Here is a 23648-nt window from a genome sequence, read left to right on the forward strand (position 1 = left end):
CGGCCGACGCCGCGACGGGGTGAGCGAGCGGTAGGGAGCACCGCTCGCCCACCCGGGCGTCGTCGTGAACGGCGATCGTCGCCGCTCACGAGGGTCAGCCGGTGGTGACGGTCAACCGGCCGAGGGTGGTCGCGTGGTCGGGGTGGTCGGCGGGCACGACGGCCGACGACAGCGCGGTCCAGCAGGATGGGCAGCTGTACTGCCGGAACACCACCGCCGTGTCGACGTAGTCCGCCGCGGTCGCGATGATCTGCGGCCCCGCGTCGGTCGGGGCGCCGTCGTAGACCGCGAGAGCGAGCGGCCCGGTGTCGGCCGTACCGCCGAGGATCTCGCCGCAGTGCCCGCACGCGACGTCCGGCCCCACCTCGACCAGGTTGTCGTCGATCCGCTTCACCGACGCCAGGTCCGCCGTGCCGCGGGTCTCGCCGGTGACCCGGGAACGCTCCCGGCGCACCTCGCGCAGACGGGCTCGCTCGGCCTCGGTCGCGGGGGCGTCCACCGCCCCGTCCCGGACGACGACCCCGTACACCGACAGGGCGGCCGCCTCCGTGATCTTCTCCTCGCGCAGGTCCCGGGCCACAGCCTCCGGATCGCGGGCGAGCGGGTCGCCGTAGCCCCCGCCGCCCTGCCAGGTCATGGAGAAGACCTCGCCGGGCGCCAGGTAGCTCGACGCGTAGTTCTGGCCCGGTTCGAGGGTCTCGCTGATCTCCTCCAGCGAGGAGGGCATCCGCCCGGACGCGAGGATCTCGGCGACCCGGCTCTGCCGGGCCACGACGTCCAGCCCGCTGTTGCCGGGGTGCCCGCCGGAGAGCCCCGCGTTCTGCGCCACCGCCTTGCCCGCCGACGCCAGGACCAGCCCCATCGGCAGGCTGGTGCCGTGCGGGGTGATCGCGAGCGAGGCGCCGAGCCCGCCGCGGTGCCGCCCGGGTCCTCCCGAGTCCGGCTCCTCCCGCCGCCACAGGGTCAGCACGGGATAGAGGAACTCGGTCATCTCGACGTCCGGCACCCGGCCCATCGGGATGCAGAACAGCCCGCCTGTGTCCACGCCGTCGGCGTGCGGACGGGCGCCGTAGCCGCCCGCCATCGGCTCCATCATGATCGACAGGAACGGGGCGGGCTGCTCGCCGCGCTCGTCCAGCCCGGCGATCACGGCGGTGTCCCAGGTCCCGCAGCAGGTGGCCTGGACGTTCTTGCCCAGCTCCAGGTCCCGGTCGAGCATCTGCGACAGGCACTCGGCGACGAGGCTGCCGGTGAGCCAGGCCGGGCCGATCGGCCCGCGCCCGACGGCGGCCGGGAAGGTCGCGTTGTTGAGCGTGCCCTCCTCGGTGACCAGGTCGAAGCAGCGCATCAGCCCGCCCGCGGACCACGGGATGTCGTTGGCCAGGATCGGCAGCAGCGCGAGCATGACGCCGCCGCGCATGCCCGCGTACGTGCAGTTGATGACGCCGGCCTGCGGGTCCGTGCCGGTGAAGTCGAAGGTCAGCCGGTCGCCGGTCTTCGTGGTGGTGACCGTGATCTTGTGCAGGTCCCGGTCGCCCTCGTGGGACTGGTCCTGGTACCCGGTGGCGGTCCACGAGCCGTCCGGCAGCGCGGTGAGCTTGCTGCGCAGCCGCGACTCCGCGTCGGACATCATCCGCTTCATCACGGCCTTGACCGTGTCCGCGCCGTACTGGTCGATCAGCGCGTGCAGCCGCTCGCCGCCGACGTTGTTCGCGCCGATCTTGGCGCGCAGGTCCAGCCCGACCAGCATCGGGACGCGGGAGCGGCGCACCCAGACGTCCGCGACGTCCCGCTGCAGCTGCCCGCCGCGGACGACCTTGATCGGCGGGGTGGGCAGCGACTCGGAGAAGACGTCCTGCGCGGCGGGGGAGAAGGACCCGAGCCCGACGCCACCGAGGTCCGGCTGGTGCGCGATCGCGCTGGTCCACGCGAAGAGCTTCCCGTCGTGGAACACGGGCTGGTAGACGATCACGTCGTTCTGGTGCAGCCCGCCGCCGACCCACGGGTCGTTGCACAGGAACATGTCGCCGGCCTCGATGCCCGGGTTCTCCGCCCGGTGCCGGAGCGTCCAGTAGATCGCCAGGTCCACGGCGCCGACGAGCATCGTGTTGTAGAGCCCGACCTGCACCTCCTGGCCCAGCTCGTCCGAGATGGCGAAGTCGAAGTCGTTGGCGTCCGTGACGATCGGCGAGCCGGACATGCGCTTGAGCGCCTCGCCCATCTCGTCGGTCACCGACCAGAGCCGGTGCCGGACGACCTCGTAGGTGAGCGGGTCCAGGGCGTCGATCTGCTCCTGGGTGACGGTGTGGACCGGCAGACCGCTCGGCAGGGAGCGGGCGAGCTCGTCCGGGTCGACGGGGCGGCTGGAGAAGACCTCCGAGCCGGGGATCGGCATGGTCATCAGGCGCTCCTGGTGGAATCGGCTCGGATGGTGAGATTGCCCAGGTGGTCGACGGTGCCGGTGGTCCCGCCGGGGACGACGACGGTGGTGGTCGGCACCTCCACGATCGCCGGGCCCACGAGCTCGTGGCCCGCCCGGAGCTCGCGGTAGTCGTAGACCGGGGTGTCGACGTAGCCGAGCCGCGGATCCAGCTGCACAGGCCGCGTGGTCATGGGTTCGGCGGGGCCCTCGGCCTCCGGGACGGAGGGCAGCTCGGGGCTGAACGGCAGCACGCCGATCCCGCGGACCCGGAAGGTGATCGCCTGGATGCCGGCCTCGCGGAAGCCCGCGTCCTTGCCGAACAGCTCGGCGTAGCGCTTCTCGAACGCGGCCGCGGCGGCCTCGATCTCGGGCATGCCCAGCGGGCCTCCCGCGACCGGGGCGGTGACCTCGGCGAGCTGCATCGTGTACCGCATGTCGATCTCGCGGTGCAGCTCGATCGTCTCGAAGGACACGCCCTGCCGTTCCAGGCCCGCGCGGACCTGCTGCTCCAGCTCGGCGAAGTTCCGCTCGGCCCGCACCGGGTCGAAGGGCACGATCGTCGGGTCGGACAGCTCCGCGGCCAGCACGATGTCCGAGGACGCCAGTCCGAACGCGGAGAACGCGCTGGCCACCGGGCCGAGCGGGACCACGACCTCGTCGCAGCCCACCTCGGCGGCGTAGCCGGCGCAGTGCGCCGGGCCCGCCCCGCCGAAGGCGTAGAGCACGAAGTTGCGGGGATCGTGCCCGGCCTCGACGACGGTCTTGCGCAGGAGGTCGCCGGTCTGCGCGTTCTGCACGGTGTAGATCGCCGCCGCGGCCTCCTCCACGGAGAGCCCCAGGGGCTTGGCGATCTGGGTGTCGATGGCCTGGCGCGCCAGCTCCAGCGACAGCGGCTTGCGCCCGCCGAGCAGGCCCTTCTCGGGCAGGATCCCGAGCACCAGGTTGGCGTCCGTGTTCGTGGGCTCGGTGCCGCCGTTGCCGTAGCAGGCGGGGCCGGGCACGGCCTGGGCGCTGCGCGGGCCGATCCGCAGGTTGCCGCCGGCGTCGAGCCAGGCGATGGCGCCGCCGCCGGAGCCGATCGCGTCCACCCGCAGGGTGGGGACGTTGATCGGGTGGTGGTTGATCACCGTGGTGGTGTCCCGCACGGGCTCGCCGTCGACGACCAGGCCGGCGAGGAACGTCGTGCCGCCGACGTCCGTGGAGATGATGTTGCGGTGACCGAGCTGGCGGCCCAGCGCCACCGACCCGACGACGCCGCCGGTGAGCACCGAGCCCACCGTGCTGATCGCGGTGGCCGGGGCCTCCGACGCCGCGACCGCGCCGCCGTTGGACTGCATCACCAGCAGCGGCCCGCGTAGGCCGTTGTCCCGCAGCGAGGACTCCAGCGTGCCCAGGTAGTCCCGCAGGCCCGGGCCGATCTGCGTGCTCATGATCGTGGTCGCGTTGCGCGCGAACTCACGGATCCGCGGGCTGACCCCGGAGGACAGCGCCACGAAGACAGACGGGTCCTCCTCGGCGACCAGCTCGCGGAGCCGACGCTCGTGGACCGGGTTGCGGAAGGACCACAGCAGCGAGACCGCGACGGCCCGGACGCCGTCCGCGAGCAGGGCCCGGATCGCGCGGCGGGCCTCCTCCTCGTCCAGCCCGACGACCACGGTCCCGTCCCGGTCGATCCGCTCGGTGACCTCGAGGGCGTGCCGCTTGGGGAGCAGCGCGTGGTCCTTGCTCTGCCCGAGCACGTGCTGCAGCTCGTGCGGGGAGCGGCCCAGGTAGCGGCCCTCCACGTTCATGATGAAGATCGAGTCGCGGTGCCCCTTCGTGGTGAGGAACCCGACCGGGGGCACGTTGCCCATGACCAGCGCGTTCAACGACGACGTGGTGCCGTGCGCGATGTGGTGGGTCTCCGCCAGCATCTCGGACAGGCTCGTCCCGAGCTGCTCGGCCAGGATCTCCAGGACGTCGAGCACGCCCCGCGAGTAGTCCGGCGGGGTGGACGGGGACTTCGCGGCGAGCACGGTCCCGGCGTCGTCGTCGAGCACGGCGTCGGTGAACGTGCCGCCCACGTCCACGCCGATGACAAAGGCCATGACTGGCGCTCCTTCGCGCAGGGGTGGCTGACGGATGCGTAGACTATTCAACACGTTCGACGGCAGTCAACCTTGACTTTCGGCGCTTCCGTGGCGTCGAATACTCGACGAGCTAGTCAAAGACGCTGGTACGGAGAGGGTTCAGATGCAGCCACGTCGCGTCGCGGTGCTGGGCGGGGGACCGGGTGGGCTCTACGCCGCCCGATTGCTGAAGCTCGCGTACCCCGCCTGCGAGGTCCGCGTCCACGAGCAGGGCGACCCGGACACGACCTTCGGGTTCGGCGTCGGGCTCGCCGCGGGCACGCAGCGCAAGCTCGAGGCCGCCGACCCGGACACCCTGCGGGACCTCGTCGCCGCGGGTGTCCGGCACGACATGACCCTGGAGGTAGGCGACGACCGCGTGCGGGTGCGCAACGACCGCCTGATCGGCGTCGCCCGCACCGAGCTGCTCGCGATCCTGCAGCGGCACGCCGAGAAGGCCGGGGTGGAGCTCGAGTTCGGCTCCCGGCTCGCGGCCGCGGAGCTGGACGCGGACGTCGTCATCGCGGCGGACGGCGTGTCGAGCGCGACCCGGGAACAGGGCCACTTCGGGGCGGAGATCGAGGTCGGGCGCGGGCTGTACCTGTGGTGCGGCACCGAGTTCCCCCTGCGGGACGCCGTGTTCGCGCCGGTCGGGACCGAGTTCGGCACGTTCGTCACGCACGCCTACCCGTACTCCGGCGGCCGCTCGACCTTCCTCATCGAGACGGACGAGCAGACGTGGCGGCGCGCGGAGTTCGACACCACGGCGGTGTCCGAGGCGGGGTCGGACGAGACGTCGCTGCGGTTCCTCGAGCAGGCCTTCGCCCGGCAGCTGCAGGGCCGGCCGCTGATCGGCAACCGCACGCGCTGGCTGCGGTTCCGGACCGTCCGCTGTGCCCGGTGGTCCGCGGGGAACACGGTGCTGCTGGGCGATGCCGCCCACACCGCCCACTTCTCCATCGGCTCCGGGACCAAGCTGGCGATGGAGGACGCGATCGGGCTGGTGGAGGCGCTGCAGGCGGAGTCGTCCGTGGAGCTCGCCTTCGCCCGGTACGAGGAGGTCCGGCGCCCGGCCGTCGAACGCCTGCAGGAGCTGGCCCGGCGCTCCCAGCTGTGGTGGGAGTCGTTCCCGGACAGGCTCGACCTGCCCGCGGCGCGGCTGATGGTGGCGTACATGTCCCGGGCGGGGAACGTGCCGCTGGACCGGTTCGCGGCGACCGCGCCGGACGTGGTGGGGGCGGCGCTGGCCCAGTACTCCGGGTCCGCGGAGCCGGACCCGGCGCCGGTCGAGGGCGGCGGGCCGCTCACGGACTGGGTGTTCGACCAGCCGCTCGCTCACGGGGACCTGCGCCTGCCGACGCGCACGGCGGTCCCCGCCGGTCTGACCACGCTCGCCGTGCGGCTCGACGACCCCTGGTCCGCGGCGGGCGACGCGCTGGTCGCCGAGGCCCGCGCCGCCGGGGCCGGTGGCTTCCGGATCACGGGTGCCGCCGATCGTGCCGCCCTGCTCACCCGGCTGGACCTCGCCGAGCGGGTCCGCCGGGAGACCGGCGCGCTCGTGGCGGTGGAGGGCCCCGCCCCGCTGCGGGACGATCTCGCGGCCGGGCTGGTCAGCGGCCGCTGTGACCTGGTGGTGCTCGGTGGGGAGGAGATCCGATGAGCGCGACCACAGGGGCGGACCCGCTGGTCCCGTACCCCGCCGACGCCGTCCGCCGCTACCGCGCGGTCTGGGGATCGCGCTCCGTCCCGGCGGAGTTCCGTGCGGTGGCCGCGGAGCACGCGGACCGGGAGGCCGTCGTCGCGCTGGACGGGCGGCTGACCTTCGGCGAGCTCGACGAGCGGACCGACCGGGTCGCCGCCGGGCTGGTCGGGCTCGGCCTGCGCCCCGGCGACCCGGTGCTGTTCCAGGTCACGAACCGGCTGGAGTCGGTCGTCGCCTGGTACGCCGTGCTCAAGGCGGGTCTGGTCCCCGTGGCCACGCTCGCCGCGCACCGCGGGCACGAGATCGGCGAGATCGGCCGGCGGGTCGGCGCGGTGGCGCACCTCGTCGAGCCGGGTCTCAAGTTCGATCTCGTCGCGTTCGCGCGCGAGCAGGCCGCGGGGCATCCCACCCTGCGCCACGTGCTGGTGCTCGGCGAGCTGCCCGAGGGCGACCCGGTGACCGTGCCCGACGCCGACCCGCACGCGGTCGCCGTGTACCAGCTCTCCGGCGGCACCACCGGCGTCCCGAAGGTGATCCCGCGGCGGCACGCCGAGTACTGGTACAACGCCGCCGAGTACGCCCGGTCCTGGGGGTGGGCCCCGCAGACCCGGGTCGCCCACCTGATCCCGATCATCCACAACGCCGGCGTCGTCTGCGCCGTGCACGCCCCGCACAGCGTCGGCGCCTGCCTCGTCCTCGGCACGCCGGACCTCGACGAGTCCCTGCCGTTGCTGGCGCGCGAGGGCGCCACGCACGTCCTGCTCGGGCACGGGCACTACCGCGCCGCCGACCACCCGGAGTTCGACGCCGCCGCCAAGGCCCTCACCCAGGTGATCCTGTCCGGCAGCAAGGTCCCGCCCGCGCTGTTCGACGCCCTGGAGGCCCGCGGGCTCTGGTCCGGGCAGCTGTTCGGGATGGGGGAGGGGCTGTTCCTCACGACCCGGCCCGGCACGCCCCGCGCGGCGCGGCTGGAGACCGTCGGGACCCCGCTCTCGCCGCTGGACGAGGTGCGGATCCTCGAGCCGGGCACCGAGGACGAGGTGCCGCCGGGCGAGGTCGGGGAGCTCTGCGCCCGCGGCCCCTACACCCTGCCCGGCTACTACGACGCCCCCGAGCACAACGCCCGCGCGTTCACGAGCGACGGCTTCTACCGCACGGGGGACCTCGCCGCCTGGGTCGAGATCGAGGGGGAGCGGTACGTCTCGATCGAGGGCCGCATCAAGGACCTCGTCAACCGCGGCGGCGAGAAGATCAACGCGGAGGAGGTGGAGCTGCTGCTGCTCCGCCATCCCCGGGTCACCGGCGCCGCCGTCGTCCCGATGCCGGACCCGCGGCTCGGCGAGCGGACCTGCGCGTACGTCGTGGTCGACGGACCGGAGCTGACCCTGTCCGAGGTGCAGGAGCACTTCGCGGGCCTGGAGGTGGCGACCTTCAAGTGGCCCGAGCGGATCGAGCACCTCGCCGAGATCCCGCGGACGCTCGTGGGCAAGACCGACAAGAAGGCCCTGGTGGCCGACATCGCCTCCAAGATCGATACGGGAGTGGACGAGTGAAGAGGATCGGGCTTGTCGTGCCCAGCTCCAACGTGACCGTCGAGACCGAGATCCCCGCGCTCCTCGCCCGGCATCCCGAGGCGTTCTCCTTCCACTCCAGCCGGATGCGGATGCACCGGGTCTCGCCGGAGGAGCTGAGGGCGATGAACGCGCAGCGCGAGCGGTGCGTCGACGAGCTGGCGGACGCCGGCGTCGACGCCCTGCTCTACGCGTGCCTCGTCGCCCTGATGGCGCAGGGGCCGGGAGAGCACCAGCGCGTCGAGAAGGCGGTCCGGGAGCAGGTCGACGCGGTGGTGCTGTCCAGCGCCGGTGCGCTCGTCGAGGGCCTGCAGGCGCTGGGCGCGAGGCGGATCGCGCTCGTCACGCCCTATCTGCGGCCGCTCGCCGAGCAGGTCGTGGCGTACCTGGAGGCGGAGGGGTTCACGGTCGTCGACTGGGCCGCGCTGGAGGTGGGGGACAACGCCGAGGTCGGCTGCATCCCGGGTGACCGGGTGCTCGGCGCGGCGCGCGGCCTCGACCTGTCCACGGCGGACGCCCTGGTGATCTCCGCCTGCGTGCAGATGCCCTCCCTGGACCTGGTCGCGCCGGCCGAGGAGGAGTTCGGGCTCCCGGTGCTGTCCGCCGCCACCGCGGGGGCGCACGCGCTGCTGCGGGGCCTGGGGCTCGATCCCGTGCTCCCGGGGGCCGGCCGGCTGCTGGCCGGTGCCGGGCGGGCGGCTCCGCCTACGATCGGCGCATGAGCGAACCGGGGGCGGGTCGGAAGGCCACCGCGCGGCGCGAGCTGGTCGAGAACGAGCTCTACGAGCACGCCACCCGACTCTTCGCCGAGCGCGGCTTCGCCGGCACGAGCTTGCAGGACATCGCGGACGCGCTCGGCATCACCCGGCCGGCGCTCTACTACTACGTCAAGAGCAAGGACGAGCTGCTGGCCAAGCTCGTCACCGAGGTCACCAACGGCCCGCTCGCGGACCTGACCGAGCTCGTCGCCCGCGACCTCGACCCCGTGCAGCGGCTGCGCGGGATCGTCGAGGTGATCGTGGGCAGGCGGACCGCCCAGCCCGCGCGGTTCCGGCTGCTCATCCGCTCCGAGGCCGAGCTCCCGGCGGAGCTCACGGCCGCCTACGACGAGAGCCGCCGCGCGGTGCTCAAGGTCATCGCCGGGGTGATCGACGACGGCGTGCGGGCGGGTCGGTTCCGACCCGTCGACGCCCGGGTGGCGGCGCTGGGCGTGCTCGGCATGTGCAACTGGGTCGCCTGGTGGTTCCACCCCGGCGGCCGGGACACCGCCGAGGGGGTGACGGACCAGCTCGCGGACATGGCCGTCGCCGCCCTGGTTCGGCCCGACCACCAGGCGCCCGAGGCCGAGGGGCCCGCCGCGGCGCTGAAGCTGCTCCGCCAGGACCTCGACCACCTGGAACGCCTCCTCGACCTCTGATCGGCGCCCGCCGCCGTCGGGGGTGAGGTGCGTCCACGGAATCATCACAAGCGTCAAACTGTTGACTCAGCCGTCGACGGGCGGGTACCGTTCTCGGTGGAGCACTCGTGAGGAGGCATGCATGACGGAGCTCGAGCACCGGGTGCGGGGCGTGGACCACGTCGCGTTCCCCACCTTCGACCCGGCGGCCACGGTGCGCTTCTACCGGGACGTCCTCGGCTTCCCGGTGGTGCACTCGATCTGCGCGGCCGGCTGGGGCCCGGAGGACCACCCGGACTTCATCCACTTCTTCTTCGACATCGGCAACGACGACCGGATCGCGTTCTTCTACTACTTCGGCACGGACCCCTCGCTCGGCGGGGACGAGGGGGCGAAGGGGGACGTCCACGCCCGCTTCGGCGGGGAGGTGCCGGAGTACTTCGTCCGGTCCCGGCACCTCGCGATCCACGTCGAGAACGAGGAGGACCTGCTGGAGTACCGCCGCCGGCTCGACGCCAGCGACTGGCCGGTCGAGATGCAGATCCAGCACGAGACCATCGAGTCGATCTACACCCACGACCCCAACGGCTACTTCTTCGAGATCACACGGGCCATGCGGCCGGTCACGCCGCAGGAGGACCTCGACGCGAACCTCACGATCGACGCCCTGCTGGACGTCGTCGCGCAGCCGGAGCCCACCTTCGGCAAGCTGCTGGCGCGCAAGGCCGAGCTGATCGTGGAGCGGGCCGCGGACTGGGAGGGCGCGCCGTCGGAGGTCGGGCGGTGACCACGCTGTACGTCCTCGACGTCCCGGAGAACACCGCCGTCGCGAAGGTGGCGGCCGAGGACCCGGCGGTGACCGTCGGGCAGATCGGGCCGTACTTCGTGATCAGCGCGGACGGGCCGATCGTGATCGACCGCCGCGCGACGGGCTGCCGGCACGCGGTCTGGTACTCGTGCGTCGGCGCGGTGGCCCGCGGGGACCACATCACCCAGCACGACAAGGACGCCCTGCGCGTGGAGCCGGCATGACGGGACGGCTGGGAGCGGGCCGCTACCTGGCGGCGGGGGAGCGGCCCGCCTCGACGGTCACCTCGGTCCACGAGCTGACCACGTCGGACGGCGCGACGGTCCGGGGCGTGCTGGCCACCGTGCCCGGCGCGCGGACGGTGGTGTGCCTGATGCACCCGCGCCAGGACGTCACGCACCATCCGCTGGTCCCGTTGCTGCTCCAGGCCGGGGCGGCGGTGTGGACCCAGCACACCCGGTCGGTGAACAACGACCTGAACCTGGTCCACGAGCAGGCCCTGCTGGACGTCGCGGCGGGACAGGTCTTCCTGCGGGACAGGGGCTTCGAGTCGGTCGTCGTGCTCGGCCACTCCGGTGGCGGGACCCTGTTCGCCTACTACCTCGAGCAGGCCGCCCTCCCGCCCGCGGACCGGATCGCCCGGACGCCGGGCGGGCGGCCCACGGCGCTCGCCGAGGCGGACATGCCCGTGGCGAACGGCGTGGTCTTCCTGGCCCCGCACCCCGGCCAGGGCAAGCTGCTGCTGGCCTGCATCGACCCGTCCGTCGCGGACGAGGCGGACCCGCTGTCCGTGATCCCGGAGCTGGACCCCTGGAACCCGGCGAACGGGTTCGCCGAGCCGCCGCAGAGCTCCTCGTACACGCCGGAGTTCCTGGAGCGCTACCGCGCGGCGCAGCACGACCGGGTCGACCGGATCGACGCCCGCGCGCGGGAGGCGCTGGCCCGCACCGCCGAGGCCCGCGCGGCGTTCGAGAAGACCGGGGCGGCCGCCGACCGGCGGCGTTCGCTGGCGCCGACGATCATGACGATCTTCCGCACGGACGCCGACCCGCGGAACGTCGACCTCTCCCTGGACCCGAGCGAGCGGCCCTACGGCTCGCTGTTCGGCAGGCGCCCCGATCTGATCGACTACGGCCAGGTCGGGTTCGGGCGGCTCACCACCCCCGAGGCCTGGCTCTCCACCTGGTCCGGGCTCAGTTCGCAGGCGGACTTCGTGCGCTGCGCCCCGGGCGTCCGGGTCCCGACGCTGTTCGTGGAGCTCACCGGGGACCAGGCCGCGTTCCCCGCCGACTCCGCCCGCATGATCGCCGCCCTCGGCGCCGGTTCGATCGTGGGCGGCGACCTCACCACCGCGCGGGTCCGCGGCCTCCACTTCGGCGCCGCCCTCGCCCCCGGCGAGCCCACCGGCAACGAGCTCGCCGCCGCCGAGATCGAGGCGTGGCTGGACAAGCGCTTCGCGCTGGCGCCACCGGCCTGAGACCGGCGCTCAGGCCGTCGACCACCTCGTCGAGCTGGGCCACCGGGCCGTCACGCACATCGACGGCGGGCCGAACCCGGGCGCCGACGACCGCCGGCGGGGCTACGAGCAGGCCATGACCGGGCACGGCCTCGCCGACCGCATCCGGGTCGTGCCCGGCGGCTACACCGACGAGGAGGGCGCCGCCGCCGCGCGCCGGCTCCTCGAGGGCAGCTGCCGACCGCCGTCATCGCGGCCGACGACCAGGCGGCCATGGGGCTGCTCGACGTGATGATCCGCGCCGGCGTGCGGGTACCGCAGGACCTGTCCGTCGTCGGCTACGACGACTCACGCTTCGCGAAGCTCCCGGGGATCGACCTCACCTCGGTCCGCCGGGGACATCCCCGGCATGCCGACTTCGCGATCAAGGCGGTCGTGGAGCGGCTCGACCTGCCGGAGCGGGAGCCGAAGCGGATCGCCCTCCCGCCCCAGCTGGTCGTCCGCGGGACGACGGACCGGCCCGCCGCCGGCAGGTGAGCGCCCGCCTCCCGGAAGGGAGCCCTACACCAGCTCGAAGCCGTGGTAGCGCGCCACCGCGACCCCGTCGCCGATCTGCTTGTAGGTGCCGACCCCGCCGAGGAACGGCATGAACATCCGCCGCTTGCCCGGGATGTTGGCGCCCATGTACCAGGACGCCGCCTGCGGCATGAGCGTGGTGTCGGCGATGTCGTTGGTCGCCGTCACCCAGTTGTCCTCGGCCTCCTGCTCGGCCTCCATCCGGGTCCGTCCGTTCGCGCGCAGGTACTCGAGCGCGGCCGTGATCCAGTCCACGTGGTACTCGATCGAGGTCATCATGTTCGACAGGACGGACGGGCTCTGCGGCCCGGTGACCGTGAACAGGTTCGGGAAGCCGACCGACATCAGGCCCATGTAGGTGCGGGGGCCGTCCGCCCACTTCTCGCGGAGGGTCAGGTCCCCGTTGCGGACCTCCATGGCGTTGAGCGCGCCGGTCATCGCGTCGAAGCCGGTCGCGAAGACGATCACGTCGACCTCGTGCTCGGTGTCGCCCGCCACGATCCCGCGCGCGGTGATGCGGCGGATCGGCTCCTCGCCCAGGTCCACGAGGGACACGTTGTCCCGGTTGTAGACCTCGAAGTAACCGGTGTCGACGCACATGCGCTTGCTCGCGATGGGGTAGGTCCGCGGGCTGAGCTTCTCGGCGACGTCCGGGTCCTTCACCGTCTCGCGGATGCGGCGCCGGACGTACTCGGCCACGACCTCGTTCGCCTCGGCGTCGACGAGGACGTCCGCGAACTCCGAGGTGAAGCAGAGCCCGCCCACGTCCCAGCGCAGGCCCAGCCGCCGCTCGACCTCCTCGGGGTCGGTCTCGCCGAGCAGGTCGGTGCCGGCGTCGCACTGGAACCCGATCCGCTCCATCCGGCTGGCCGCGCGGAACTCGGGATAGATCGGGCGGACCTCGGCGAGCCGCTCGTTCGGCCCGTTGTGCGCGGGCACGGCGTACGACGGGGTCCGCTGGAAGACGACGAGGCTCCCGACCTCGGGGGCGATCGCGGTGATCGTCTGCAGCCCGGAGGACCCGGTGCCGACCACGGCGACCCGCTTCCCCGCCAGGTCGACGGGCTCGTGCGGCCAGCTGGAGGTCCAGTAGACCTCTCCGGCGAAGTCCTCGAGTCCCTCGAAGCGCGGCCGCGACGGCACCGACAGGCAGCCCGTCGCCGCGATCACCCAGGTGGCGGTCCGGCTCCGCCCGTCGTCCGTGGTGACGGTCCAGCGGGTCGCGTCCTCGTCCCAGTCCAGCGACCGCACCCGGCGGTTGAACTCGATGTCCCGGCGCAGGTCGTAGCGGTCGGCGACGTGCCGGGCGTAGTCGAGGATCTCGGGCTGGGCGGCGTAGCGCTCGCTCCAGTCCCACTCCTGCTCGAGCTGCGGGTCGAAGGAGTAGGAGTATTCGACCGACTCGATGTCGCAGCGGGCGCCGGGGTAGCGGTTCCAGAACCAGGTGCCGCCGACGTCGTCGCCCGCCTCGATCACGACGGTGTCGAAACCCGCCTCGCGCAGCCGCTTCAGCTGGTACATGCCGGAGAAGCCGGCCCCGATCACGATCACGTCGTGGTGTGTCACCGCTCAGCCCTCCCGGCCGTTCTCGAGGAACGCCGCGACGTGGCTCGCGACGAGCTTGAGGCCGGTCTCGGCGCCCGGCAGGATGTTGATCATCTGGAAGTAGGCGTGCATCTCGCCCTCGGCCTCCTCGAGCACGACGGGCACGCCCGCGGCCCGCAGGGCCTCGGCGTAGGCGACGCCCTCGTCGTGCAGCGGGTCGAACTCGGCGACCACCACGAGCGCGGGCGGCAGGCCCTCGTGGCTCGCGGCGCGCAGCGGCGAGGCGTCCGGGTGGGTCCGCGCGGCCGGGTCCGGCAGGTAGTGGTCCCAGAACCAGGCCATGGTGTCCCGGTTGAGCAGCAGCTGGTTCTGCGGCGCGAGGTAGGACGGGGTCGTGAGGTCGCAGTCGGTCACCGGGTAGACGAGGGCCTGGTAGCCGATCGCGGGTCCGCCCCGCTCCCGTGCCCGCAGCGTCATGACCGCGGCGATGTTCCCGCCCGCGCTGTCCCCGGCGACGACGAGCGGCACGCCGGCGCGCGCGAGCTCGTCGGCGTGCTCCGCGACCCAGGTGAGCCCGGCCCAGCTGTCCTCGATCGCGGTGGGGAAGGGGTGCTCGGGGGCTTTGCGGTAGTTGACCAGGACGACCACGGAGCGGGTCAGCTCGGCCAGCCGCCGTCCGATGTGGTCGTACTGGAGGTCGATGTCACCGAGCACCCACCCGCCGCCGTGGAAGTAGACGACGATCCCCTGCGGCTCGCCGAACGGGGTCAGGACGCGGACCCGGAACCGGCCGGCCTCGCCGTCGAGCTTCAGGTCACGCACTGCGGCGACATCGGGGCCACGCCCGCTGAGCCCGGCCATCACCGGGCCGTTGAGCCGGGCCACGGCCGGGGTCGACTCGTGGATCGCGGGTCCGCCTGCCTCCGCGAGTTGGGCCAGCAGCGCCTGTGACGCCGGTTCGAGCGGCATGCACCTTCTCCTCGTCGAGTTCGGACACAACGCGTCGTCCCGTGATCCGGTCCTCTATGTTCCCGATCACGGATTCGGTGCCTCACCGTAGGTGCGCCCGAGGTGCGCCGACAGCGCAGACGGGGCCACATCGCGGCCGTTCCGGCCACCGCTCGTCCACGCGGGGTAATGCAGTCGTTTGACGGCGGGTAGGGCTCGTGGCCAGACTCGGGGTGCGCACGGCGAGGGGGCCCGGCATCAACGGAGGCGGTCATCGATGACGGCGGCTCGCCGGACGGACAGCACGCCGCCGCGTGTCGTGGCCGCGATGACGGACTCCTGGGACCACCCGCGGACCATGGTCGGGGTCTCGATCCTCTGCGAGTGGGCCGCCGTCGCCGGCGTGCCGGCCGAGGCACTGCTGCGGGGCTCGCACATCCCGCCCGCCCTCCTCGCCGACTCCGAGCAGCTGATCGAGGCCCGGCAGGAGATCGCGGTGATCCGCAACCTGCTGCACGTCTTCGGTGACCGGCCGGGACTGGGGGTGGAGATCGGCAGGCTCTACCACCTCACCGCCTACGGCTACTACGGGTTCCTGCTCGCCGCGTGCTCGTCGGTGCGCGAGACCGTCCGGCACGGGTTGCGGTACGCGCCGCTGACCTTCGCCTTCTCGACGATGAGCGTCTACGAGACGGACGTGCCCTCGGTGGTGCAGGACCTCGTGGCGGACGACGTGCCCCGCGACATCCGGCGCTTCGTCGTGGAGCGGGACCTCGCGGCGGCGATCCAGTTGCAGCGCGAGCTGCTGCCCTGGCCGCGGCGGGTGCCGCTGCGCGAGGTCCGGCTGGGACCCGACCACGGGCGCGCCCCGCTGCCGCCGGTGTTCAAGGAGCACTTCGAGGTGCCGGTGAGCTGCGGGCACCCCCGGACCGAGCTCGTGTACGACCCCGGGTTCCTCGACGAGCCGCTGCCGATGGCCAGCCCGCACACCGCGGCGGTGATGATCCAGCAGTGCGAGCGCGTCCGCACCGAGCGCCTGCACCGGACCGGCATCGCCGCCCAGGTCCGCGCCCAGCTGCTGGGGCGGGAGTCCCTCGACGTCGGCCTGGAGGAGGTCGCGGAGAGCCTGCACTACCCGCCGCGGACGCTGCGCCGGCGCCTCGCCCAGGAGGGCACGACCTTCCGCGCGATCCTCGACGAGGTGCGGTGGACGCTCGCCGAGGATCTCCTGCGCACCCCGGCGGTCCCGCGGGGCGAGCTCGCCCGGCGCCTGGGGTACCGGGACTGGTCGAGCTACCTGCGCGCCCGTCGCCGCTGGCAGGGGCGCACGAGCGACTGAGAGCGCCGGGTGGCCGCGGTGGAGGTCTCACCCGCCGGCGGCCCGGCTCTCCTGCCTGCGGACGGAGCGCGCGATCACCTCGCCGAACTCGTCCGGGTGCGTCAGCGGCCCCAGGTGGTCGAGACCGGGGACGGTGACCATCTCGGCCCCGGGCACCATCGCGGTGAGCAGCTCGACCTTCTCCCGGAACCACGGCCTGGATCCGGATCCGGTTGCAGGTCGATCCAGCAGCGCCGGCGCGAGGAGCTCGGCGCGCTACCGGATCCCGCCGAGCGGCTCCGCCTGCTGATCGCCCTGAGCTGCGAGACCCTGGCCCGCACCAGTCCGGTGCACCTCGTGATCAGGGGCGCTGCCGACGGTCATCCGTTCGCCGCCGACCTCTGCACCCGGATGCTGCGCCGCCGGCTCGACATCCAGCGGCGCACCGTCGACGCGTACCTCGGCGACGCGCTGCGGGGCGGCCTGGACGTCGAGGAGGCCGCCCGACGGTACAGCGCGCTGCTGTCACCGGAGCTGTACCACCTGCTCACGACCGAGTGCGCCTGGACCCCGCGCAGTTCCGGGCGTGGGTCACGGAGCTCCTGCAGCGGGGCCTGCTCGGCTGACCGCCGCTCCCGCACGAGGACGGCTTGCCCTTGACAGAGTGTCACTCTAGAGTGCCACTCCGTGAGGCGGGACGGGAGGGCCGTGATCATCGAGGCGGCGCTGGCCAGCGTGGAGGAGCGCGGCTGGGAGGCGACCTCGATGCAGGCGGTCCGGGAGCGCGCCGGGGTCAGCAACGGGGCGTTGTTCCACCACTTCCCGACCCGTGCCGATCTGGCCTCGGCGGTGGTGGTGGCCGGGCTCGCCGATCACCGGGCGGTCCTGCTGCAGGCCCTGCACGCGGCGGAGGCCGCGGAGGACGCGGTCCGCCGGGTCGTGGTGCGGCACCTGCGGTGGATCGAGGACAACCCGCAGCTCGCGCGGCTGTTCCTCTTCTCACCGCCCGAGCTGCTGCAGTCGATGCTGGACGAGGCGGCGCTGGACGCCAAGCGCGGCTTCGCCGCCGAGATCGACACCTGGTTGCGCGACCACGGCTGGCCGGGGACGCCGGAGCTGGCGGCGGTCGTCGCGCTCTGGACCGGCCCGGCCCACGAGTACGCGCGCGGCTGGCTCGCCTCACCCCGGTCGTCGTTGTCGCCGGTCGCCGACCTGCTGGCCGCGGGGGCGTGGCGCGCAGTGCAGCCGGTGCTCGGGCCGCCCGCGGCGCGGTCGACCGGGAGCCTGCCGTGACCGCCGCGCGCGAGGGTTCCCTCGGGGCGGCCGAGGTGGCGGCACGGCTCGCCCGGCACCTGCCCGTCGCCACGGTGACCCCGCTCGGTTCGGGCCTCGACCACGACGCCTACGAGGTCGACGGAACCCTGATCGCCCGGTTCGGCCGCGAACCCGATCCCGGGGCCCGCGCGGCGGCCGTGGTGCGGGAGGCGGAACTGCTGCGCCTGCTCGCCACGGTCTGTCCCGTGCCGGTGCCCCCGGTGCGGCTCGTCGTGCCGGGGGAGGGCTGCCTGGTCCTCGGCAGACTCCCCGGCGCCCCGCTGCTCGACCGGTCCGCCGCGGACCGTGCCGCGTGCGGGCCCGAGGTCGGGGCGGTGCTGGGGACAGTGCTCGCCGCCCTGCACGCGCTGCCGCCCGCCCGGCTGAACGGGGTGGTGGAGGTCGACGACGTCGAGCCGGATGTCTGGCACGACGAGGCAACGGAGACCTACGAGGCGGTCCAGGGTGCGATCCCCGCCGACCTCCGGGGCGGCGTCGAGCGGTTCCTCGCCGAGCCACCGCCGCCGGCCCCCGAGCGGCGGGTCCTCACCCATAACGACCTGGGCATCGAGCACGTGCTCGTCGACGACGTCCGGGTCACCGGGATCATCGACTGGAGCGACGCCGCCGTCGCCGACCCGGCGGTCGACCTCGGACGGATCCTGCGCGACCTCGGGCGGGCCGCCCTCGACCGGGCGGTGGACGCGTGCGGCGCCGGCGACGGGGAGCCGCTGCGGACCCGGGCGCTGTTCTACGCCCGGTGCACCCTCCTCGAGGATCTCGCCCACGGCCTGCAGCCGGGTCGGGAGCAGTACGCGGCCAAGAGCCTGGAGGCGTTGCCGTGGCTGTTCTGACCCCCACTTCACCGGAAGGAGCGGAACGGTGAGCGTGCGGCAGTGGCTCTACCGGGGCGCACGGCCAACCGCCTGGCACGCGGCGCCGACCGGCTCACGGCCGCGCTCTTCGCCCGCGGCGCTGGGCCGGACCATCTCGTCGCCCTGGAGGTGCCGGGCCGCAGATCGGGTCGCACCGTCGGGGTGCCGCTCGTCGTGGCCGAGGTGGACGGCGAGCGCCATCTCGTGTCCGTGCTGGGGGAGGACGTGAACCGGGTGCGCAACGTCCGCGCTGCGGGGGGCGAGGCCGTCCTCCGCCACGCCGGGCGGGAGGAGGTCCGCATCGTGCCGAGGAGCACCGGCTCCGGGTGACGTCCGGCGTCCTCACGAGGTCCGGAGGAGCGCGTCGCGGGCGAGGCGATCGGCGAACCGGGTCGTCTCCGGCAGCCGGAACCGGGGCGTCAGGGCGAGGACGTGGCCACAGGCCGCGTCCAGCCCGATCCGGTGGCCCCGGCAGTTCGCGGAAGGCCAGGAACCCGGAGCGGTAGGCGAAGCCGGCCCGGGCGGGCACCGCCACGTGCTCGACCGGCCGCAGCGACACCGCGTCGAGCACGACCACGGCGGCGGCGACCCGGTCGTCGCCCTCCAGGTAGGCGACGTCGAGTCCCGCGACCGTCGCGACCGCGCCCGGCCCCGGCCCCTCGGTGTCGACGAGCGGGCGCAGCGCGTCCTGCATCGCGACGGCGTCCGCCACCGTCGTCGGCCAGGGGCCGAGCGCGTTCAGGTGCACGGTGCGGGTCTATCGGACGGCCGTCCCGCTGCGCCGGGCACCACGCCCTGGTCGCGGCCCGCGCCCGTCGACACCGCGCCGGTGCGGAGGAGCGGAGGCCGGCCGTCGCGTCATCTGCGGTGGGTGACGCCCCGGGCCGGACGGGTGGAGGAGTGTTGTCGAAGCGCCGGTGTTCGCAGCGACGGCGGTGGGAGGTCGGCCGTGTCGGGGATGAGGTACGAGTTCCGGGTGGCCGGACGCCTGTCGGAGCGGGCGCAGCAGGCGTTCGAGGAGCTGACCGCCGTCGAGGTGCCGACCGAGACCGTCCTCTACGGCACGCTCGTCGACGACGCGCAGGTGCACGGCGTGCTGGCGCGCCTGCAGGATCTCGGGCTGCGGGTCGTGTCGATGCAGCAGGTGCACGAGCGCGACGGCGAGGAGGTCACCGGTCCGTGAGGAGCCCTCACAGGAGGCGGGCCTCCTCGGCCGCGATGATCGCGGCGCGGCGGCTGTTCACGTCGAGCTTGCGGTAGATCGCGCGGACGTGCGTCTTCACCGTGTTCGTCGAGACCATGAGGTCGCCGGCGATCTCGTCGAGCGACCGGTGGGTGCGCAGCTGCGACAGGACGGTTCGTTCGCGGTCGGTGAGGTCGGCCGGGGTGCCGTAGGCCGCGGTGTCGAGGGTGCCCAGGCCGTCGAGGACGACGTCGAGGAACTGTTCCGCGGGCCCGAAGCTGCCCCGCTGCCGGATGAGGATGGTCAGCAAAGCGGGGTCGGCGTAGCGGAAGGGCCGGATCAAACCGTGTGGCGCGGCCGCCGCGAGTGCCTCGGCCAGGTCCTCCCGGGCGAGGAAGTGCTGGCCGGCGTGGTGGGCGGCCGCGGCCCGGACGAGCCAGGCGTGGACCGTGCTGGCCGGCAGGACCGGAACCAGCTCGCCGTCGAGGACGGGGAGGACGGACTCCCGGGCCTGATCGGTCCGGTCCTGACGCAGGAGGCTTCGCGCTCGCAGGACGGCCGCGTCTCCGTCGCACTCCAGGTGCGCGCGGCACCACGCGACGACGTCCCGGGCGAGGACCCTGTCGTGGGCGGCGTCCGCCAGCTCGTGCTCGAGGACCGCGAGGCCGAGCGTCCACTCCGCCAACGGAAGGTCGGGGCCGATCAGGAGACGGGTGCGGTGGAGGACCTGCGCGGCGTCCGAGGCCGATCTCCGGGCGCGGTCGAACTCGGCGACCGCGACGAAGGACTCGATCGTCGCGGACAGCCAGGGGTCGTTCCTCGGCCCGATGGCGGAGCGCGCGGAGGCGAGGCGGGTGAGGGCGTCGTTCGGTCGGAGGCCCACGAGGTCCGCCGAGGCCTGCATGAGATGCGCGGCGGCGGCCATCGGACCGTCGGCCGGCCCGGTCCGCCGGGCCTTGGTCAGCGCCTCGGTCGCCCGCTCGGCCATGCCCACGTAGTCCCCGCGGAGTGCCTTGATCACCGCTTCTCCGACCATGGCCCGTAGTTCGAGGCTGTCGAGGCCGTGGCGCTCGGCGAGGCCTCGTGCGTGCTCGAACTCGTGATCGGCGTCGCCGAGGGCGTTGGTGAGGACGTGCGCGCGGGCGCGGTCGGCGCGCGTCCATGCCTCGAGGGCGGGTTGCTCGGGCAGCGGGTGGGTGTCCGGACCGGTCGCGGGAGGCTGGACCGGGTGGCGGAGGGCGGCGGCGACCTCGCCCTCCACGAGCGCGCGCAGGACCACCAGGTCGTTGGTGGGGTTCCGCGGCCACGCACGGCGGGCGTGCTCCACCTCGACCTCGGCCGTGCCCGGGTGCTCGCCGTTCAGGGCCACGACCGCGGCCAGCAGCGCCAACCACGGGTCACGGTCGACCCGGTCGGACGGGAGCGCACGCAGAGCGGTCGCGAGGTGGTCGGCGTGCCCGGCGAGCAGGAGGGCGACGCCGTACCGGTGGAGTTGAGCGGTGATCTGCGCAGTGTCACGGCCCGCGGCCGCGTGCTCCACGGCCGACGACAGGTCGTGGTTGCCCTCGAACCAGCGCGCGGCGAGCCGGTGCAGGTCCTGCCGCCTGCCGGGCTCGACCCGGTCGAGGTCCGCCCCGAGGTAGGCCCTCAGCAGGGTGTGGATGCGGTAGGACCATCTCCCCGGCCCGTCCCCGGTCACCAGGGCGGTCTCCCGTTCGAGGCGTTCCAGCAGCGCGGCGGCGTCGCTCCGGCCGGAGAGTCGTGCGGCGAGCTCGGTCGGCATCGGCGAGCACACGGCGAGGATCCGGAGGAAGTCGAGCAGGTCGGCCGGCAGCCGGCCGAGGACCTCGCCGATGAGGTAGTCGGCGACCGCCTGGTCCTGACCGAGGAAGTGCTCGAAGAAGTGCTCGGGCGAGGGGGCGCCGTTCAGGGACAGGGCCGCCAGTCGCAGGCCCGCGGCCCAGCCCTCGGTGCGCGCGACGAGCACCTCGACGCGGTGTCGGTCCAGGTCCACCCCGGCTCTGCGCAACAGGAGCGCCGCGGAGTCGGCGTCGAAGCGGAGGTCGCCGGAGCGGATCTCGGCGAGGCGGTCGTCCAACCGCATCCTCGCCAGTCCGAGCGGAGGGTCGTGCCGTGCGGCCAGGACGAGGTGCAGGAACTCGGGTTGGTGGCGCAGCAGCATCTCGACGACGTGCAGGGACCGGGACGTGGCGATCTCGTGCAGGTCGTCGAGGACCAGCAGGACGGGGCCGTCGAGCACGGCGAGGATGTCCAGGAGCTCGGCGAGCAGCGCCTGCTCGTCGGATGCGTGGTCGACGAGCTCGCGTCGTTCGTCGTCCGCGGCGAGGCCGGCGCACCCGCAGAAGGCCTCGAGCAGGGCCGCCCAGACGCTCGTCGCGTCGTCGTCGCGGTCGACGGTCACCCACGCGACGCCGGAGAAGCGGACCGAGCGGCGTACCCAGTCCGCGACGGTCTGGGTCTTGCCGTAGCCGGCCGGAGCGCTGAGCAGCGTGACCGGGCGATCGGCGGCAACGTCGAGAAGCGTGTGGAGGTGCCGGCGCGGGACGAAGCGTTCCGACACGGCCGGTACCGACGTCTTCGACGGCAGCACCCGGTGCCGGTGACGCAGCGGCCAGGGATCCGGGGCGGCCGAGGCCGACGACAGCGGTGAGACGTCGTGCGACGAGCGCGGCGCCGGGACGCCCGGCCGGTGCCGCCCGGCGGGATCGGCGCCGGGGCGCGACGGAAGGGGCCGCATCAGGGCGGCCCGGTGCGCGAGCGTGTCCTCCTGCCCCGTGCGCGAGTCATCCCGGTTCCCCCCAACCTCCACCGTCGGACGGTCGACGGTAGCGACACCCTCACGCACGCTGCCACCAGCCGAACGTCCGCCCCATCCTCCGCAACGGGTGAGACTTGCGTCGTTTCGTTGTGCCGTGAACGTCCTCGGACAACTCACTCGCCACGCGTGATCCCCTCGCCCCTGCCGGCTGGGACCGTGCCCCGGTGCCCCGTGCTCCCACGACACCCGCAGGCGCGGCGGTCGTCCCGTGACCGGCCTGCCCGCAGATCGCCGAGCTCCGGCCTGGGTGGTCTGGCACTGGTCGGCCGCGCTGCGTGGTGCCCTGCTGGCCCTGCCCGCATGTCTCGTCCTCCCGCAGGACGCCGACGCCGGCGTGGCGGTGGCGCTCGGCGTGATCCCCGCCGCGGCGCTTCCCCTCGTCCCGCGGCGCCGGGGCCGTCTCCTGGTCGTCGCGATCGGGTCGTTGATGGGTGTCTCGGTGCTGATCGGCGGGCTGATCGCCGTGTCGCCGTGGCTCGCCGTGCCCGCGCTGACGGCCTGCGCGTTCGGCGCCTCCCTCCTCGCCACCCGGCGACCGAAGGCGCGGATCCTGTTGCTGCTCGCCGTACCGCTGATCGGGGTCGGCCTGAGCTATCCGGGCCCGGCGGCGGCCGCGCCGCTCGCTGTGCTCTTCGTCGCCGGGTCGGTGTACGGGTGGCTGGTGTCGCTGTTCTGGCCCGAGACGGCGCCACGGCGGCGGGTCGATCCGCCGCCACCGAACCTCGCGTACGGGCTGTGGCTCGCCCTGGCAGCAGGGGTCTGTGCAGCCCTCGGCTTCGCCCTGCACCTGGACCACGTCGGCTGGCCCACCGCGGCGGCGCTGCTGGTCATGCGGCCCGGACAGGCGCAACTGGAGCTGCGGGCGATCGGGCGACCGGTCTCGGTGATGGTGGGGGCGCTCGCCGCCGTCGCGCTGGTGAGCGGGCACGCGCCGCCGTGGCTGCTCACGGTCGCGACGGCCGTGGCACTCGTCGCCGCGACGGCGACGGTGGGCAGCCGCTGGTACGTCATGCCCGCCTTCACCACCTTCCTGGTCTTCCTGCTGCTGCTCGGCTCGGACCCGTCCTCGGCCGCGGGCCGGTTCTGGGAACGCCTCGGCGAGACCGTGCTCGGCGTCGCCGTCGCCGTCGTGTTCGGGGTGGTGGCGCCGGTGCTGTCCGAACGGTGCACCCGCCGCCGCCGAGCTGTCTCACGCCCTGGGGAGGACGACCGCGGCCACGGATGACCGCCCCGGTCCGACCGTCCTGCGGGTGCTCGCATCGTGGTGGCCTCCCCGGCGGGTCCCGTCGGCGACACCCCGTCCGCCAGCCGTTCGCGCCCAGGATTTCCCCCGCGTGCCGGATCGGCTAGAGAGGTCCGCGTGACCTCCTCGCTCGACCGCGTCGTCGCGTCCTTCCGCAGCTCACCCCGCGGGGCCGGGCACTCCGAGCGCACCCGCACCCAGCTGCGCGAGGCGTTGCAGGCGGCGGACCTGCTCGACGACCTGGACGGCTACACCGTCCGCGAGCTCGACGACGACGAGGAGATCCTGCTGGCGCGTGACGGGGGAGAGGTCACGACCTGGCGGCAGGACTACCCGTACGCGGA

21 protein-coding genes and 3 pseudogenes are annotated in these 23648 nt (G+C 73.7%); 17 read left to right on the forward strand and 7 right to left on the reverse strand.

Annotated features, from left to right (window positions below; genetic code table 11):
* Nucleotides 1–94 precede the first annotated feature (94 nt).
* Complete coding sequence (locus tag ABD990_RS29755; RefSeq protein WP_345384101.1) at nucleotides 95–2401, reverse strand: hydantoinase B/oxoprolinase family protein; 2307 nt, start codon at nucleotides 2399–2401, stop codon at nucleotides 95–97.
* Nucleotides 2401–4509, reverse strand: coding sequence for a hydantoinase/oxoprolinase family protein (locus ABD990_RS29760; protein WP_345384102.1), 2109 nt, complete (start codon nucleotides 4507–4509; stop codon nucleotides 2401–2403). The genes ABD990_RS29755 and ABD990_RS29760 overlap by 1 nt, the downstream gene beginning before the upstream one ends.
* 145 nt (nucleotides 4510–4654) lie before the next feature.
* On the opposite strand from ABD990_RS29760, the gene ABD990_RS29765 reads away from it, so the two are divergent.
* The 9 genes and pseudogenes from ABD990_RS29765 to ABD990_RS29805 all read left to right on the forward strand — a co-directional run bounded on the left by ABD990_RS29765 (nucleotide 4655) and on the right by ABD990_RS29805 (nucleotide 12000).
* On the forward strand, nucleotides 4655–6190 hold the full coding sequence (locus ABD990_RS29765; protein WP_345384103.1) for an FAD-dependent monooxygenase: 1536 nt from the start codon (nucleotides 4655–4657) through the stop codon (nucleotides 6188–6190).
* Nucleotides 6187–7785, forward strand: a complete 1599-nt coding sequence (locus ABD990_RS29770) for a (2,3-dihydroxybenzoyl)adenylate synthase (protein ID WP_345384104.1) — start codon at nucleotides 6187–6189, stop codon at nucleotides 7783–7785. Before ABD990_RS29765 ends, ABD990_RS29770 begins: the two co-directional genes overlap by 4 nt.
* Nucleotides 7782–8525, forward strand: a complete 744-nt coding sequence (locus ABD990_RS29775) for a maleate cis-trans isomerase family protein (RefSeq protein WP_486362911.1) — start codon at nucleotides 7782–7784, stop codon at nucleotides 8523–8525. The genes ABD990_RS29770 and ABD990_RS29775 overlap by 4 nt, the downstream gene beginning before the upstream one ends.
* Nucleotides 8522–9220 (forward strand): TetR/AcrR family transcriptional regulator, encoded by a 699-nt coding sequence (locus tag ABD990_RS29780; protein ID WP_345384106.1) that lies wholly within the window; start codon nucleotides 8522–8524, stop codon nucleotides 9218–9220. The genes ABD990_RS29775 and ABD990_RS29780 overlap by 4 nt, the downstream gene beginning before the upstream one ends.
* Before the next feature lie 121 nt (nucleotides 9221–9341).
* Nucleotides 9342–9986 carry a VOC family protein gene (locus ABD990_RS29785; protein ID WP_345384107.1) on the forward strand — a complete coding sequence of 215 codons (645 nt, stop codon included), beginning with the start codon at nucleotides 9342–9344 and terminating at the stop codon, nucleotides 9984–9986.
* The gene (locus ABD990_RS29790) at nucleotides 9983–10231 is read left to right on the forward strand and encodes a hypothetical protein (RefSeq protein ID WP_345384108.1); all 249 of its coding nucleotides are present in this window, start codon (nucleotides 9983–9985) and stop codon (nucleotides 10229–10231) included. The genes ABD990_RS29785 and ABD990_RS29790 overlap by 4 nt, the downstream gene beginning before the upstream one ends.
* Nucleotides 10228–11484 carry an alpha/beta fold hydrolase gene (locus tag ABD990_RS29795; protein WP_345384109.1) on the forward strand — a complete coding sequence of 419 codons (1257 nt, stop codon included), beginning with the start codon at nucleotides 10228–10230 and terminating at the stop codon, nucleotides 11482–11484. The genes ABD990_RS29790 and ABD990_RS29795 overlap by 4 nt, the downstream gene beginning before the upstream one ends.
* Before the next feature lie 10 nt (nucleotides 11485–11494).
* Nucleotides 11495–11755 (forward strand): annotated as a pseudogene (locus ABD990_RS29800) (substrate-binding domain-containing protein); the annotation flags it as partial.
* A complete protein-coding gene (locus ABD990_RS29805) occupies nucleotides 11737–12000 on the forward strand; it encodes a substrate-binding domain-containing protein (protein ID WP_345384110.1) in 264 nt (87 codons plus the stop codon). The pseudogene ABD990_RS29800 and the gene ABD990_RS29805, both read left to right, overlap by 19 nt.
* 24 nt (nucleotides 12001–12024) lie before the next feature.
* Here ABD990_RS29805 and ABD990_RS29810 read toward each other — a convergent pair whose 3' ends face one another.
* Nucleotides 12025–13605, reverse strand: a complete 1581-nt coding sequence (locus ABD990_RS29810; protein ID WP_345384111.1) for a flavin-containing monooxygenase — start codon at nucleotides 13603–13605, stop codon at nucleotides 12025–12027.
* Between the two features lie 3 nt (nucleotides 13606–13608).
* A complete protein-coding gene (locus ABD990_RS29815) occupies nucleotides 13609–14553 on the reverse strand; it encodes an alpha/beta hydrolase (RefSeq protein WP_345384112.1) in 945 nt (314 codons plus the stop codon).
* 307 nt (nucleotides 14554–14860) lie between these two features.
* Between ABD990_RS29815 and ABD990_RS29820 the strand changes: the two genes are divergently transcribed.
* Nucleotides 14861–15871: an AraC family transcriptional regulator gene (locus tag ABD990_RS29820; protein ID WP_345384113.1), complete on the forward strand. Its 1011-nt coding sequence runs from the start codon at nucleotides 14861–14863 to the stop codon at nucleotides 15869–15871.
* 27 nt (nucleotides 15872–15898) lie between these two features.
* On the opposite strand, the gene ABD990_RS29825 is transcribed toward ABD990_RS29820, so the two are convergent.
* Nucleotides 15899–16030, reverse strand: coding sequence for a hypothetical protein (locus ABD990_RS29825; protein WP_345384114.1), 132 nt, complete (start codon nucleotides 16028–16030; stop codon nucleotides 15899–15901).
* A 177-nt stretch (nucleotides 16031–16207) separates the two neighbouring features.
* Between ABD990_RS29825 and ABD990_RS29830 the strand changes: the two genes are divergently transcribed.
* From ABD990_RS29830 to ABD990_RS29845, 4 genes are read left to right on the forward strand one after another with little or no spacing between them, the layout of a single operon-like run.
* Complete coding sequence (locus ABD990_RS29830) at nucleotides 16208–16510, forward strand: hypothetical protein (protein ID WP_345384115.1); 303 nt, start codon at nucleotides 16208–16210, stop codon at nucleotides 16508–16510.
* 27 nt (nucleotides 16511–16537) lie between these two features.
* Nucleotides 16538–17143, forward strand: coding sequence for a TetR/AcrR family transcriptional regulator (locus tag ABD990_RS29835; protein WP_345384116.1), 606 nt, complete (start codon nucleotides 16538–16540; stop codon nucleotides 17141–17143).
* On the forward strand, nucleotides 17140–18018 hold the full coding sequence (locus ABD990_RS29840) for a phosphotransferase family protein (RefSeq protein WP_345384117.1): 879 nt from the start codon (nucleotides 17140–17142) through the stop codon (nucleotides 18016–18018). Before ABD990_RS29835 ends, ABD990_RS29840 begins: the two co-directional genes overlap by 4 nt.
* Before the next feature lie 42 nt (nucleotides 18019–18060).
* Nucleotides 18061–18369 (forward strand): hypothetical protein, encoded by a 309-nt coding sequence (locus tag ABD990_RS29845; protein ID WP_345384124.1) that lies wholly within the window; start codon nucleotides 18061–18063, stop codon nucleotides 18367–18369.
* A 199-nt stretch (nucleotides 18370–18568) separates the two neighbouring features.
* Here ABD990_RS29845 and ABD990_RS29850 read toward each other — a convergent pair.
* Nucleotides 18569–18733: pseudogene (locus tag ABD990_RS29850) on the reverse strand (endonuclease V); the annotation flags it as partial.
* 255 nt (nucleotides 18734–18988) lie between these two features.
* Between ABD990_RS29850 and ABD990_RS29855 the strand changes: the two are divergent.
* Nucleotides 18989–19222, forward strand: coding sequence for a hypothetical protein (locus ABD990_RS29855; protein ID WP_425569688.1), 234 nt, complete (start codon nucleotides 18989–18991; stop codon nucleotides 19220–19222).
* A gap of 7 nt (nucleotides 19223–19229) precedes the next feature.
* On the opposite strand, the gene ABD990_RS29860 is transcribed toward ABD990_RS29855, so the two are convergent.
* Entirely contained in the window at nucleotides 19230–22052 is a 2823-nt protein-coding gene (locus tag ABD990_RS29860; protein ID WP_345384118.1) for a winged helix-turn-helix domain-containing protein, read from the reverse strand.
* A 217-nt stretch (nucleotides 22053–22269) separates the two neighbouring features.
* On the opposite strand from ABD990_RS29860, the gene ABD990_RS29865 reads away from it, so the two are divergent.
* Nucleotides 22270–23286, forward strand: coding sequence for an FUSC family protein (locus ABD990_RS29865; protein ID WP_345384119.1), 1017 nt, complete (start codon nucleotides 22270–22272; stop codon nucleotides 23284–23286).
* A gap of 135 nt (nucleotides 23287–23421) precedes the next feature.
* Nucleotides 23422–23648: pseudogene (locus ABD990_RS29870) on the forward strand (hypothetical protein); the annotation flags it as partial.

Source organism: Pseudonocardia yuanmonensis (assembly GCF_039542425.1).
GTDB lineage: Bacteria > Actinomycetota > Actinomycetes > Mycobacteriales > Pseudonocardiaceae > Pseudonocardia > Pseudonocardia yuanmonensis.